General features: G+C 60.6%; 15 protein-coding genes. 9 read left to right on the top strand and 6 right to left on the bottom strand.

Translation table 11 applies throughout. The annotated features are described in order from the left end of the window. Positions 1-1,497: a sulfate adenylyltransferase subunit CysN gene (gene cysN / locus RL_RS06575; protein ID WP_011650984.1), complete on the top strand. Its 1,497-nt coding sequence runs from the start codon at positions 1-3 to the stop codon at positions 1,495-1,497. Positions 1,498-1,797: 300 nt separating this feature from the next. Further along, positions 1,798-2,439 carry a peroxiredoxin-like family protein gene (locus RL_RS06570; protein ID WP_011650983.1) on the top strand — a complete coding sequence of 214 codons (642 nt, stop codon included), beginning with the start codon at positions 1,798-1,800 and terminating at the stop codon, positions 2,437-2,439. Between the two features lie 59 nt (positions 2,440-2,498). Here RL_RS06570 and RL_RS06565 read toward each other — a convergent pair whose 3' ends face one another. After that, positions 2,499-3,365: a LysR family transcriptional regulator gene (locus RL_RS06565; RefSeq protein WP_041936226.1), complete on the bottom strand. Its 867-nt coding sequence runs from the start codon at positions 3,363-3,365 to the stop codon at positions 2,499-2,501. Positions 3,366-3,434: 69 nt separating this feature from the next. Here RL_RS06565 and RL_RS06560 point away from each other — a divergent pair, with 69 nt between their 5' ends. Together RL_RS06560 and RL_RS06555 are read left to right on the top strand one after the other, a co-directional pair. Next, complete coding sequence (locus tag RL_RS06560) at positions 3,435-4,409, top strand: quinone oxidoreductase family protein (protein ID WP_011650981.1); 975 nt, start codon at positions 3,435-3,437, stop codon at positions 4,407-4,409. Positions 4,410-4,705: 296 nt separating this feature from the next. After that, the gene (locus RL_RS06555) at positions 4,706-5,659 is read left to right on the top strand and encodes an NmrA/HSCARG family protein (protein WP_011650980.1); all 954 of its coding nucleotides are present in this window, start codon (positions 4,706-4,708) and stop codon (positions 5,657-5,659) included. On the opposite strand, the gene RL_RS06550 is transcribed toward RL_RS06555, so the two are convergent. Both RL_RS06550 and RL_RS06545 read right to left on the bottom strand, forming a co-directional pair. Continuing rightward, complete coding sequence (locus RL_RS06550) at positions 5,660-6,580, bottom strand: LysR family transcriptional regulator (RefSeq protein WP_011650979.1); 921 nt, start codon at positions 6,578-6,580, stop codon at positions 5,660-5,662. It abuts the gene before it with no gap. Positions 6,581-6,677: 97 nt separating this feature from the next. Beyond that, positions 6,678-7,277 carry an NADPH-dependent F420 reductase gene (locus RL_RS06545; RefSeq protein ID WP_011650978.1) on the bottom strand — a complete coding sequence of 200 codons (600 nt, stop codon included), beginning with the start codon at positions 7,275-7,277 and terminating at the stop codon, positions 6,678-6,680. Positions 7,278-7,388: 111 nt separating this feature from the next. Here RL_RS06545 and RL_RS06540 point away from each other — a divergent pair, with 111 nt between their 5' ends. Next, a complete protein-coding gene (locus RL_RS06540; protein ID WP_041936225.1) occupies positions 7,389-8,318 on the top strand; it encodes a LysR family transcriptional regulator in 930 nt (309 codons plus the stop codon). Between the two features lie 160 nt (positions 8,319-8,478). On the opposite strand, the gene RL_RS06535 is transcribed toward RL_RS06540, so the two are convergent. After that, positions 8,479-9,516, bottom strand: coding sequence for a LacI family DNA-binding transcriptional regulator (locus tag RL_RS06535; protein ID WP_032992595.1), 1,038 nt, complete (start codon positions 9,514-9,516; stop codon positions 8,479-8,481). 551 nt (positions 9,517-10,067) lie between these two features. Here RL_RS06535 and RL_RS06530 point away from each other — a divergent pair. Next, the gene (locus RL_RS06530; RefSeq protein WP_011650975.1) at positions 10,068-11,573 is read left to right on the top strand and encodes a DegQ family serine endoprotease; all 1,506 of its coding nucleotides are present in this window, start codon (positions 10,068-10,070) and stop codon (positions 11,571-11,573) included. Positions 11,574-11,709: 136 nt separating this feature from the next. Here the strand turns inward: RL_RS06530 and RL_RS06525 are convergent, their stop codons facing one another. Then, positions 11,710-12,084, bottom strand: a complete 375-nt coding sequence (locus tag RL_RS06525) for a hypothetical protein (protein WP_028741616.1) — start codon at positions 12,082-12,084, stop codon at positions 11,710-11,712. Between the two features lie 72 nt (positions 12,085-12,156). Beyond that, positions 12,157-12,561, bottom strand: a complete 405-nt coding sequence (locus RL_RS06520; RefSeq protein WP_011650974.1) for a hypothetical protein — start codon at positions 12,559-12,561, stop codon at positions 12,157-12,159. Between the two features lie 304 nt (positions 12,562-12,865). Between RL_RS06520 and RL_RS06515 the strand changes: the two genes are divergently transcribed. From RL_RS06515 to RL_RS06505, 3 genes are all read left to right on the top strand, one after another. Beyond that, positions 12,866-13,165, top strand: coding sequence for a hypothetical protein (locus tag RL_RS06515; protein WP_011650973.1), 300 nt, complete (start codon positions 12,866-12,868; stop codon positions 13,163-13,165). 139 nt (positions 13,166-13,304) lie between these two features. Continuing rightward, on the top strand, positions 13,305-13,568 hold the full coding sequence (locus RL_RS06510) for a DUF1488 domain-containing protein (RefSeq protein ID WP_011650972.1): 264 nt from the start codon (positions 13,305-13,307) through the stop codon (positions 13,566-13,568). Positions 13,569-13,638: 70 nt separating this feature from the next. Beyond that, the gene (locus tag RL_RS06505; protein WP_011650971.1) at positions 13,639-14,001 is read left to right on the top strand and encodes a hypothetical protein; all 363 of its coding nucleotides are present in this window, start codon (positions 13,639-13,641) and stop codon (positions 13,999-14,001) included. Positions 14,002-14,020 lie beyond the last annotated feature (19 nt).

Genomic DNA, 14,020 nt, shown 5'->3' with positions numbered 1-14,020 from the left:
ATGACCGCAGCCCAAACCGCCGTCTCGGCCGCAACCGTCGTCAACCTGCCCGCCGCCGAGCCGCTCAAGGCCCTGCGCGATACCAGGCCGCTGCGCCTCATCACCTGCGGCAGCGTCGATGACGGCAAGTCGACCCTGATCGGCCGCCTGCTCTGGGACACCAAGGCGGTCAAGGAAGACCAGGCCGCCACGCTGCAGCGCGATTCCACCGGCAAGCAGAACGATCTCGGCCTACCCGACTTCGCGCTGTTGCTCGACGGTCTGCAGGCCGAGCGCGAACAGGGCATCACAATCGACGTCGCCTATCGCTATTTCTCGACCGACAAGCGCTCCTTCATCGTCGCCGACACCCCCGGCCACGAGCAATATACCCGCAACATGGCGACCGGCGCCTCGACCGCCGATCTCGCCATCCTGCTGATCGATGCGCGCTTCGGCATTCTGGAGCAGACCCGCCGTCACGCGACGATCGCCTCGCTGCTCGGCATCAAGCAGTTCGTGCTCGCGATCAACAAGATCGACCTGACGGGCTATGACCGCGCCGGCTTCGACAAGATCAGCCATGACTTCCGGGAATTTGCCCTGTCGCTCGGCGTCAAGCAGATCACCGCCATTCCGATGTCGGCGCTGAAGGGCGAAAACGTCGTCTATTCCGGCCAGGCCGCCATGCCCTGGTATACCGGCCCGACGCTGGTGGAAACGCTGGAGCTTGCCACGGTGCGCTCGTCGCAGACGGTCGGCTTCCGCCTTTCGGTCCAGCGCGTCTCGCGTCCCGGCGAAAGCTTCCGCGGCTATCAGGGCACGGTTGCCGGCGGCTCAGTCAAGCCGGGCGACAGCGTCATGATCTTGCCGTCCGGCATGGTCGCCAACGTCTCCAAGATCGTCACCTTCGATCTCGTCCGCAACGCCGCCGTTGCCGGCGACGCGATCACGCTGGTGCTCGACCGCCAAGTGGATGTGGCGCGCGGCGACATGATCGTTTCGATCGACGCCCAGCCGCAGGTCGGCCTTGCCTTCGACGCGCAGATCGTCGCGCTGCAGCCTGAGGGCATCGAGCCCGGAAAACGCTACTGGCTGAAGAGCGGCAGCCGCCGCCAGCGCGTGCAGGTGCAGCCGCTCAGCCAGCTGGAGCTGAAGACCGGCACCTGGAACGCCGCCCAGCGGCTCTACATGAACGCCATCGGCAAAGTCCGGCTCGTCTTCGATGAGGCGGCGATCTTCGACCCCTATGAGCAGAACCGGCTTTCCGGCTCTTTCATCCTGATCGATCCGGAGACAAACAACACGGTCGCCGGCGGCATGGTGACCGGCAAGCGAACGGAACTCGGCGGCCTGCACAATGGCGAAGCCCGCGTCATCCTCTCGCTTCCGGCCGATCTGGCCGAGCAGATCATGGCGAGCGAGCTCTTCGCCAGCCGCAGCCATGAGGCCGAGGTACGTCGCATGACGGCAGCCGAAGCGGCCGATCTCTGGTCGAGTGCCGCAAGCGACATCTGACAAGGCATAAGGGATAAGGGGCCAGCAAGACTGGCCCCTCACCGCAGCCGAACCCGCTGGCTGGCGGATTCCCTGTCGGCCTCTACGGCCGCTAAAAAATCAGAGTTTGCAGAAAACGGACTTTTTCAATTCACGATTCGCTGTTTACCGCTTGCCCGCGGGCCAATGTGGGGCCATTCTTAGATCGGATCCTGGCGGTGCGGTAAGACGAGAGGTCAGGTTTCACAACGCTCAATCTCGACCTCGAAGCACTGAACGTGGCGCCTTTTCTCGACTGATCCCCGAGCGAGGAGGTTGTCCATGTCCACGCGCTATGTCGACCATCCGCTACAACCGGGCGACCGGGTTCCGAACGTTGTGTTTGACGCGATCTCAAGCGAGGGGAAGATCGCACTTGATGATTTTCGCGGCCGCAGCCCATTGTTGATCGGTTTGTTTCGAGGCCTGCATTGTCCGTTCTGCCGGCGCCATGTCGCGGCCATGGCATATCTCAACCCGATGCTGCGTGAGAAAGGCGTCCAATCCCTGGCGGTGGTAAACACCCCGGTCGAACGCGCGCGGCTCTATTTCCGTTACCATCCGATACCCGATCTTCTTGCTGCTTCCGACCCGGGACGGGCTTCGCACCAAGCCTTCGGCTTACGCGAGGTCGGGATCGACACGGTCATGGCGATACGGATCGACCTTCCGGGCGAGTTGCCCGAGCCTATGAGCGTGATGGCAATGGACGAATTTCTCAACGAGAAGGAAGGATATCAAATTACGGAAGCCGATCAGCAGATGATGACTGCCGACCACGGGCAGCTTGTCGGTCAGTTCCTAATCGACCGGGAGGGCATCGTACGCTGGAGCTTCACTGAAGTTCTGGAAGCTGGGCTCCAGACATTCAAGGCACCGAATTCCGAGGAATTGATGTCGGCAGCGTCCCAAGTCGCACATTAACAACGAAAAACTCGCTCGACGACCAGCCGCCCGGGTGGTGCTCAAGCCAATTGAGCGGACTACTTCCCGAGAGCGTTTTTCAGCGCATCGACGACGACGCGGACGGAGGGGACGTCTTTGATGTCAGAATGGACAACCAGCCAAACCTCTCTTGTCAAAGCCTGTTCGGTCGCAATGCGCTGGAGACCGCTGGACTCCAGGACGGCGAAATCGGGGAGCATGACGACACCGGCGCCAAGGCTTGCGGTTGCGGCCTGAAATTCCAGAACGGACGACCGCACGGCGATCGGCCGGCCGGCCGCCAGTTCGGTCAACCGCAGTTGCTGCGGCGAGGCGTTCATGGTTTCGTCGTAACCGATGAAGGTCCACTCCGACGGGGAAACCGTCTCGAGATAGGTCTTCGACGCGTAGAGATGGAAGCTTGTTTCGCCGAGCTTGACGATGGCGTAATCGCCGTCTTCGGGACGCGACATTCGCACGGCGATATCCGCCTCTCGTCTGTTCAGCGACGCGAGGCGCTTTTCTCCGACAAGCGTGATCTCAACACCCGGATGGTCTCGCCTGAGGGCTGCGATCGGCTTTGCCAGCAGCACGCTTGAGAGAGCGGGTGGCGCGCTGATCCTCACATGGCCGCGCAATTCCGTGGCGCTGCTGCGGCCAAGCTGCTCGATTGCCGCAGTCTGCGCCGCCACAAGAGCAGCGTGCCTGGCAACCTGCTCCCCGTCGGAGGTCAACATGATGCGTCGTCCGCGGCGGTCTACGAGTTTGCGACCCAGGCTGGTTTCAAGCGACGAGACGCGCCGGCTGATCGTCGCGTGTTCGACGCCGAGCTGCTTTGCGGCACCAAGCAACGTTCCCGACTGCGCGAGCGCCAGGAAATGCCGAAGGTCGTCCCAGTCGATTTTTGTGAATTCTCTCCCAATCATTGTGAAGCAATAGGGAATTTTCACACATTAGGCCATCGATTAGTTTGTGCCCATGAAGGAGTATGAGAGATGACCGACCAAATCATATGGCTGAATGCCCCCGGTGACGTCACCCAGTTCCATGTCGAGGAGCATCACCCTTCAGAAGCTCCCGGCAATGGCGAGCTAAAAATCCGTCATCAGGCAATCGGAACCAACTTTCTCGACGTCTATCACCGCAAGGGCATCTACCCCATGCCCTCCTACCCCGCGGTGATCGGCGCCGAGGCGGCGGGCATCGTCGAGGATGTCGGTCCCGGCGTCTCCCTGTTCCAAAAGGGTGACCGCGTTGCCTATGGAGGGCCTCCGGTGGGTGCCTATCGCTCCACCAGGAACATTGCCGCCGAAAGGGCGATCAAGCTTCCAGATGCCGTTTCGGCGAAAACGGCAGCGAGTTCGCTGCTCAAAGGCATGACCGCCTACATGCTGTTGAAGAAGACCTATAATGTGCGTGCAGGAACTCAGGTTCTGATTCATGCGGCCGCGGGCGGGCTTGGGAGCATCCTCGTTCGTTGGGCCAGATCGCTCGATGCTACCGTGATCGGGACAGTCGGCTCCGCCGAAAAGGCAGAACTCGCCGCATCTTATGGAGCCGATCACCTTATCGTTGGACGAGGGGCCGATATCGTCGCAGACGTGAAGCGGCTGACGAACGGGCTTGGTGTCGACGTCGCCTATGACGGGATCGGCGGCGACACGCTTCTCAAGAGCATACGCTCTGTCCGCCCATTCGGCATGGCTGTTACCATCGGTCAGGCCGCCGGTGCTATTCCACCGGTGCCCGTCGAGGAACTTCGCCCAGGCAAGGCGCTCTGCCATCCGAGCATCATGGCCTGGTGCGCTGACATCGGACAGTATCGCGAGGCTGCTCTGGCTGCCGTCGGCGCGATGGAAACAGGGATCGTTTCGCAGATCGGTGCCGAATACCGTTTGGCCGATGTTGCCAAGGCGCACGAAGAGATGGAGTCCGGACGCTCGGCGGGCAGTATTCTGTTGATACCCTGATTGCTCGGCGAAACAGCGCCGGAGTCCGTGGATCGGTTCCGGCGCTTGCGGTCATCCCGGCGCCGGTTTCGACGTTCTGATCGGGATGGCGAACCGATTTGTATCCGCGCTGGCCGGCGCCATTTATCCATAAAATGGCATTATGTTATGTATTTCAGATATCTATAGCCATAGAACCTGTTGCGATAAGGTGCCCGCCATTGAGGTGGGCTCTCGGCACAGGCCGACCGTCCTCTCCGCAAAATGACGCCTGGCACCGCAGTCGGCGTCAATGACAGGGAAAGGTTTAAAGCTCTATGTCTGCACATGAAAAGCCACTGATCGCGATTGCCGGTGCAACGAGCAAACAGGGGCGCAGCGTCGCCGCGGCACTCCTTGAGAGCCAACGTTTCCGGGTGCGAGCTTTCACCCGGAAAAAGGATTCGCCTGAAGCTTTGCATCTGGAGAAACGTGGCGCTGAAATCGTAACCGTCCCTCTCGAACTTGGCCTTCAGAAAGATCTCGTCGCAGCATTCAAAGGCGCGGACGGTGCATTTCTGATGACGCCGCCGATCGCCCCGCCGGAGACAATCGAGACCCCTCTCGGCCGGCAACTGGCGGATGCCGCCGTTGAGGCTGGCGTCGGCCATCTAGTTTTCAGCACGCTTGAGAATGTCGACGAGATCACCAATGGGGCGCAGTATGCGCCGCATTTTACCGACAAAGCGCGCGTTGCCGACTATATTCGCGGCCTGCCGATCTCTCATTCCTTCGTCATGCTGGCATTCTTCTACACGAATCTGCTCGAATATTATGTGCCGCGCATGGAGGGCGATACGCTGCTCCTGCCGGTCTATCTTCCTGAAGATTTCCGAGCGCCTTTTGTCGATCCGCTGACGGCGACCGGGCCGGTCGTGCTTGAAATTTTCTCAAACCCCGCGCGTTACAACGGAAAAACACTGCCGGTGCTTGGCGACATCATTTCTCCGCGCGAGATGATCGAAACCTTTCAGCGCGTGACCGGCCGCAAGGCCGAGTATCGAAACGCGTTCACCCGGGATGGCCTGCTGCACTATTTTCCAGAATTTGCCGCCAACGAACTTCTCGTTCGAGAGCTTCTCGGGATGGTCGAATATGCTGTCGAATATGGCTATTTCGGCAAGGAGCACGACCTCGAATGGAGCCGTCGCCTGAACCCCGACACGCTCAACTGGGAGCAGTATCTGCGGAAGACGGGGTGGCGTGGCGATAAGCGGTCTTTCGGTCTCTAATTAGGAGGGCCGGATTCCCGGTAATCTGGAAACCTCGGCGACAAGAAAGTCGACGAGAAGCCGAACGCGGGCAATGGCGGCACGCTCTGGAACGATCAGCAAGCTCACAGGAACCGATAAAGGACGATAGTCGCCAAGCACGACCTCGAGCTGGCCGTCGTCCAGAAGATCGTGGACCAGCCAGAGGTGTGCGGGACCAATGCCGCGTCCGGCGGCAAAGGCTTCGCGCGCCGCAAGCCCGTGATCGACGCGCAACTTGCCGCTGACGGGGATCATCAGGCTTGTGCCATCGGGAGAGGTAAGAACGAGCTGATCGCTGCCGGCCACATTGGACATCACGACGGTTTCGTAGCGTGACAGATCGGCTGGGCGCTCCGGCCGGCCGTGGACGGACAAATAGGTCGGTGCGCCCACCAGCAGCCGATGGCTTTCGCCGAGCGCATGAAGTTTCATCGCGCTGTCGGCGAGAGGCCCGAGACGGAGTGCCAAGTCGACGCCTTCGCGAACCAGGTCGATACGCTCGTCCGTCAGGTTGAGATCGACCCGGATGTCCGGATGCTTGTCCTGGAAATCGAAGATCAGGCGCGTGATGTGCATCACGCCGAGCGCTGCCGTACACGAAAGCCGAACAGCGCCCGCGGGGGCCTGCCGGGCATCTCTTGCTTCTTCAGCAGCCTGTTCGACCAGCCGTAATATCTGCAGGCAGTTGGTATAATAGCGGCTACCCTCGTCGGTCAGGGTGACGCGTCGCGTGGTTCGGGTGAGAAGCGGTACGCCGACAGCCTCCTCAAGTTCGTTGAGGTGCCGTGTCACAGTGGATTGACCGATACCCAGCTCTCTTGCGACCATCGACAGGTTGCCGCGTTCGGCGACGCGGACAAAGGTGCGCATTCTGTCGAGAGACAGTCCCGTACTATCCATTTTTCAGCACAGTGATCATCATTCCCTCGGTATAGGGAATAATCTGGGCTGTGCCTAGTTCGAGCAGATCGGCCGGATTGATCCGGCCGATCGCTGTTCATGCGAATTTGACGAGATTGAGGACGGGCAACGGCCCGCCGGGGAATTGCGCGAGCTTGCCGCCGATCGAAATCGGCCCGAGATCGATGCCGGCAAAGCCCAGTCTGGAGATCAGCGCCCCCACCTCGGCCTTCGATTGGGCATCGTCGCCGGAATAGAAGAGCACGCGGCTACCGCCCTCGGCGCGGGGATCGGCTGAAACCAGATTCGCCAGGAGATGGTTGAATGCCTTCACGACGCGAGCACCAGGCACCAGGCTGGCGAAGACTTCCGTCGACAGGCGGCCATTCAGCTCGGCCGGTTTGAACAGCGGTGCTTCGATGGGGTTGTTGGCGTCAATCACGATGCGGCCCGCCCAATCGGGAAGGCCCGCCAATGCCTTGGGAAGCTTCGACCAGGGCACGGCGACAAGGACGAGGTCGGCTTTCGCCGCCTCTTCGATCGTCCCGGCGGTGATGTGCGGGGATAGCTCCTCGGTCAGTTCCTGCAATGTGTCAGGGCCGCGACTGTTTGAGATCGTGGCAGCGATGCCGTTGCGGGCAAGGGCTCGGGCGAAGGCGGAGCCGATATTGCCGGCGCCAATGATACCGATGGTCATTGCGATAACTCCATTGTTTGGCTTCGATGGAGCGAATATCGCCTCGTTATTCCCTTGTGATTAGACGGAATTACCTGTTATCAATTTCAAGCATTCATTGAAAGCCGTAGCATGGAGACGCTTGCAAACCTGGAATCCTTCGTGCGCAGCGCCGAGCTTGGGAGCTTCTCCTCGGCGGCACGGCGGCTCGGCCTGACGCCGGCGGCGGTCAGCCGCAATGTCGCAGCCCTTGAAGGCAACCTGAAGCTCAGGCTGTTTCAACGAAGCACCCGAAGTCTGACGCTCACGGAAGCAGGCGAGCGCTTTCTGCTTTCAATCCGTGACCATCTGGACAGCCTTCAGGGAGCGATCTCGGAGGCATCGAACGAACAGTCCGAACCATCCGGCGTGCTGAAACTCAGCATGAGCCCGACACTCGGCATCGGCTACATCCTTCCGCTATTGCCGGAGTTCATGCGGCGATATCCGATGATCCGGCCGGAATGGATGTTCGAAAACAGACAGGTCGATCTGATCGCCGAGGGCTATGATGCTGCGATCGGCGGAGGGTTCGAATTGTCGCCCGGTATCATCGCCAGGCCATTGGCGCCTGCTCATATTATCCCCGTGGCATCACCGGGATATATCGGCGATCGGGTTCCGCCTGATGATCCGTCCGGCCTGCGCGAACTCGATGGTATCGTCATGCGCTCGATGCGGACGGGTCGAATTCACCAGCGGCAGATGCGCAATCTTGCCGGAGATGAGCAGCCTGCGGCCTTGAAAGAGACGATCGTCGTCAACGATCCCGCGGCAATGCGATCCGCAGCATTTCTCGGCCTTGGTGTCGCGATGATCGCCAAGGCGGATGCTCTTGCCTATCTGGAGAGCGGCGAGCTGATCCGGTTGATCCCGGCATGGTATGCCGATGCAGGCCCGATTTCGATCTATTATGCAAACCGCACCCTGCTGCCCTCCAAGACAAGGGTGTTCATCGACTTCCTGACGGAGGTTTTTCAACGTGAGCGGTGGCCGGAACGATTTGCAGGAACACTGGGCTGATATCGGCAGACACAAAGCTGGCAGATCGTACCAGATTGCCGCGTCAAGCTGCGCCAGAGCAATTCCAGGAAAAGTGTGAAGCGGCTTTCCGTACGGAATTGCGTAAAAACAAAAACTTAGAGCGGTTCTGCGTTTCCATGAAAAACTGAACCGCTCTAGACTAGCGCGTCGAGCCGCGTGGGATGACGGAGAAGCCGCAATCGACCTTTTCTTCGCCGGGCGGCTCGCTGCGGACGGCGCGCAGCAGCATATCGGCGACGCGGTAGCCGACTTCGTAGCGCGGTATGTGCACTGTCGTCAGCGAAGGCTCGGTGAAGGCCGAAAATTCCAGATCGTTGAAGCCGCAGATGCCGAAATTCTCCGGCACGCGGATGCCGCGCACGCCGCATTCGATGAGCACGCCGAGCGCCAGTTCGTCGTTCTGGGCAAAGACGGCATCGATATCGGGCACGCGCGCCAACAGGCGGGTCAACAATTCCCTTCCGAGACCGGTGGTGCCCGCCGCATCCGCGCCGATGGCAAGATCGGGATCGAAACGGCCCGCTTCGCGCATCGCGGCCTCATAGCCCTCTCTGCGGCGGCGGGAGCGAACATCCGTGCCGCCGCCGATGAAGCCGATCCTCTGATAGCCCCTCGACAGCAGGAAGCGGGTGGGTTCGGCGCCTGCCGCATGATGGTCAAGGCCGACGACCAGCCTTTCCGGCTCCTGGCTGAGATCGGTGATATGGGCGATCGGACAGGCGGCTTTTTCGATCAGCGGCAGAAGATCGTGATAGGATTCGGCGCCGGCGATGATGACGCCCGCCGGCTTCTGCATCAGGAAGGATTTCAGTTGACCGGCCTCGCCGTCGGCATGGTGGAGCGTGTTGGAATACTGCACGCCGAATTCGGTGGCGCGCAAGCGATCCTCGATGCCGAGCATCAGGCCGGCGAAGCCGTGCTGGTGCAATGCGGGCGTGATGACGCCGACAGTTCCGTTGTGGCGGCCGGCCAGCGCCCGGGCGGCAAGATTGGGGATATACCCCATCTCGTCTACCGTGCGCAGGATGGTCTGGCGCAGATCCTCCGAGACGATTTCGGGATTGCGAAGCGCGCGCGAAATCGTGATGGGGCTGACCCCCACCTTCTTCGCCACATCGCTCAACTTCACCTGCGCGCCGCGCCTGGCTTTCCGCCCCCGCTCCACTGCTGCCCTCATCGCCCCTTATACGTCGCCCGCGAGACTCGCGTGCCCTCGATTCGCGGCTTTTACTTTCTGAAGAAGAAATAATTTAGAGTCTACTAACATTTTATATTCGCAACAGGATCCGGGAATATAACGTCCGGAAAGAGCAACAAGATCGTCTGTCGGCAAATTACGGATGCATGCGGCGAACGGATCACCCCTTCCGGGAATAAGTCCATTTATTTTCGAATGAAAACATCGCGGAGGACGCCAAGCGAAGCAAAATCAGGCCGGAATTTTTGAGACGCTCAAACGCTGGGTGAGCGAAGATTAAATTCCGGTCATATCTTACAAATCGGCAATATAAACATGATCAAACTTTAATTTGTAAATCCGCTTGGTGGGATCATATGAATCCCGAGCGCCAATTCTTCTCTTCCCCCCGGTCGCCGCCCCCGACGACTGCGCGTTCCCAGGAGGAATTGGCGCCAAACGCCATCCGACGCCAGGTCCCAGGACATGGAACCACGACGCCATCCAAGCCAACGCTCTCGCAAGGGACCATCGCCCAAGGGATCACCACCATGTCACACATCCTCCGCAACCATCGCACCGCAGCCCTTGTCGGGGCCGCCATCATCGCCGGCGCAGCCTGCCTGCCCTTCGCCATTTACGCATCCAATGCCGTTGCTGCGCCCTCTGATACCGGCGGCATTCTCGCGCCGAGCGGCTCCTTCGCCTCCATCGTCGATGCCGACAAGCCTGCCGTCGTCACCATCACCACGACGATGAAGGCGACCGATGTCAGCGCCGGAGAGCAGGAATCGCCGATGGACGAGCAGTTCCGCCAGTTCTTCGAGGACCAGGGCATCCCGCTGCCGCGCCAGGCGCCGAAAAGTCGGCCTTCGCAGCAGGCAATGGCGCTCGGCTCCGGCTTCATCATCAGCCCTGACGGGGTGATCGTCACCAACAACCATGTCATCGACAATGCCGTCGACATCAAGGTGACGCTGGATGACGGCACGGAACTGCCGGCCAAGCTGATCGGCACCGATCCGAAATCCGATGTCGCCGTGTTGAAGATAGAAGCGGGCAAGCCGCTGCAAACCATTGCCTGGGGCGATTCCGACAGGCTGAAGCTCGGCGATCAGATTCTGGCGATCGGCAACCCCTTCGGCATCGGCACCACGGTGACGGCAGGCATCGTCTCGGCGCGCGGCCGCGACCTGCACAGCGGGCCCTATGACGATTTCATCCAGATCGACGCGCCGATCAACCACGGCAATTCCGGCGGTCCGCTGGTCGACCGCAGCGGCAATGTCGTCGGCATCAACACCGCCATCTATTCGCCGAACGGCGGCAGCGTCGGTGTCGGTTTCGCCATTCCTTCCGATGAGGCCAAGGCGATCGTCGCCAAGCTGCAGAAGGACGGTTCGATCGATCACGGCTATCTCGGCGTGCAGATCCAGCCGGTCACCAAGGACGTCGCCGATGCCGTCGGCCTCGACAAGACAGGCGGCGCGCTGGTTGCCGCCGTGACCGCCGATACGCCGGCCGCCCATGCCGGCCTGAAGCCGGGCGACATCGTCACTTCCGTCGGCGGCGAGGCCGTCAAGACGCCGAAGGACCTGTCTCGCCTGGTCGCCGACCTTTCGCCGGGCGCCAAAAAATCCCTCAGCGTCTGGCGCGACGGCAAGACGATCGATCTCAACGTCACCGTCGGCACCAATGAGGAAAGCCAGAAGCAGGCGGCGGCCGAAAACCCAGACGCCCAAGGCCAGAGCACCGGCCAGCCGAGCCTCGGCATCGGCCTTGCCGATCTGACGCCCGACGTGCGCCAGGAGCTCAACCTGCCGCGCTCGATCAGCGGCGCTGTGGTCGCCAAGGTCGCCCCGGACAAGTCGGCGGCTGCCGCCGGCATCCAGTCCGGCGACGTCATCGTCTCGGTGAATGACAGACCGGTTCACAACGCCCGCGACGTCAAGACCGCAATCGCCGATGCCGGCAAGGCCGGCCGCAAGTCGGTGCTGCTGCTCGTCGAACGCGACGGCAACAAGACCTTCGTCGCCGTGCCGTTTGGGGCGGCCTGACGGCCGCCCGAGCTTTTGCTGCAAACAAGAAAAGCCCGCCTGACGCGGGCTTTTCAACGGACTGGGGCGGAGAGGCCTTGAAGTCAAGCACCGCTCAGTCGGCAAAAGCCTATAGGGCGCCGTCCGTCCCTCCTGCTCAGGGAGATTTCAGCTTCGTCCGCCTTGCACGCCTACGAAATTTGCCTGTTTGGCGGTTTGCCTCTTGCTGCTTTACCGCATCGGAGTGGCTGCGTTGCGCGGCCTCCAATTGCTGCCGCGTCGGGAGATCATGGTCGTAGCTGGACGCACTGAATGCCGTCGCGTTATCGAACGGACCTTTGTGTGGACGCGCCAGACCATAGGCTTGGTTGTCAGCACTATCGATCCCCTCCTCCGCTGACGATGACCGCGCTTGACGCGCCTGCGCTATGAGATCGTCTGCAGTCGGGCTTAAGGTTGCGATTTTCCGCAAGAAGGCGATGATTTTGCTTTTCCTGGCCCTGTCCTTTGGATCGGCTGGAATCCCAGACATGTCATCTTCCTTGTTCGTCATGTCATCGCGACGATCGGGCGGGGGTTGCCGGCGATATCGCAGCAGGCCCGTTCACGGGATCTCGGATACTCGTTCAGGCAGCCTGGTTTTGGGAAAGCGATAGGCTGGCGGCCGCAGCGGTGCGTCCGCACGCCCGGACGCCGTATACCGCGCGATCCGATGGGCTTTCACCGGCGCACCGCCGTCATCCTGCCATCGGGCAAAGGAGCCGTCTTCCATTGCCTGCGGAAGCGGGCCTGAACTCAACTGTGTCGCGAGATACATTTTCAGCGACGACCTCAACGCGGCTTCATCGACGACGCCCATCTGGAAACAACTAATGAGGAAACTTGTGGCGGTGATCTCACCATCATCGGCCGCATGGGTTTCGCCGCCGCGAAAGCCGGCCTTTCGCAGGATACGATCGAGCATCCTCAAATTGTCGACACCGAAAAACTGATCTGATGTGGAAGACATGGCGTCCTCCTTCGTTGGGGCTAGGGTTCACTGGCGTCAGAGCATGATGCCGAAAAGTGTGAGCGGTTTTCGGCCGACATCATGCTCCAACTATATAATGTAGAACAGGATTCAGATTTTAGGCCGACCCGGCCCAAAAATCATCCTGTTCTAGCATCACTGGCGCGCCCCAAGCAGCGGTGCCCGTATCGTGCCCGCCGATAAATTAGCTTGCGCTTATTGCAAGCTGACCGCAACCTCATTCGGCAGCCGCCATTGATAATGCCGTGGCGGAACCCATTTTAGCTAAAGGAGGATTCGCATCATGCAGTTCAACGATGAAGCGACCCTCACGAAGCCGTCGGCACTGCCGGTGGAAAGGCGTGCACTGGTCGATCACCTGAGAGAGGCGATCGCGCGCCTGACGCACGGGCTGGCAGCCGCCGGATTGGTGGAATTCGTGCCGCCTCTGCTGGAGATCAACAAAGTTCTCCGCGATATGACGGACGAAATTTCCCGTGCGGATTCGCTCTATTCCGATGAGGTTATCACGGGTACGATGCGCTTGATCAAGACATCGGAAGCCTTGCTTGAAAACCGGGTTATCGTGCAGACCATCCACTAAGATCTGCCGACGCCCGGGCATGCAGGCAGGCTGATCGCTGGACATCCGGCGTCAAGCTACTCGCTCCGTCGTGCATCCATCATCACCACCGCTGCCCGAGTTCCGCAGATCGGCCGCGCCCACTCCAAGGATAACCGCAATGGCACTTATTTTCCCCAATAGAAGCCGCAGCTTCGACGAAGCGAGAAAAGGCGTCCGCTTCACCGGCTATGACGGCATGTTCGAAGTCAGGTTTCTGGTCGAAGAGGCAGCCCTCGGCAACGCGATCACCCAGAACTCTTCCGAGGCGGCCTATCTCAATGCCTTTGATGCGGCGCGCTCTTCCATTCAGGAGGCCGCATCGAGAGCCTATCAGCATCGACGCGGAAACAACTTCACGCTGACGGCCGCGGATTTTCGCTAGTCGCGGGGGAACACCGAGCGAAACGGCCGTCATCCTGTTACTGCGGGATGAGACAGGGGGAGCAAAGCATATGGTTTCGACACGATTCCGCCCGAAAGACCTGAAGCTGGCGCGTCGCCATATCGTGAAGGCGGCGCACCGCGTTGCCGATCAGGAAATGCTGATCAGGAAACTATTGCGCAAAGGCAGACCCTCCGGATCGGCCTATGCGCTGCTCAGCAGGCTCTACGACGATCAACGGCGGAAACTCGATCGGCTGAAACTGATCGAAGCAATGGTTGAGGTAGAAGGGCAATTGTGTATGGACGTACCCAGCAATCCTGGCACATCCGCGCCGCCCTTTGCGATCGTGCACAGCAGCGGGATCTCACTGCCGGACCGGCAATCCGCCACGCCTTGCAGCGCAGATGATTGGCGCCCATATCTGGTGTAGTGGCAGTTTGTGAACGGGC

This window comes from Rhizobium johnstonii 3841 (genome assembly GCF_000009265.1).
Lineage (GTDB): Bacteria > Pseudomonadota > Alphaproteobacteria > Rhizobiales > Rhizobiaceae > Rhizobium > Rhizobium acaciae.
The sequence above is the reverse complement of the archived record's forward strand: the minus strand, read 5'-3'. Positions and strand labels throughout refer to the sequence as shown.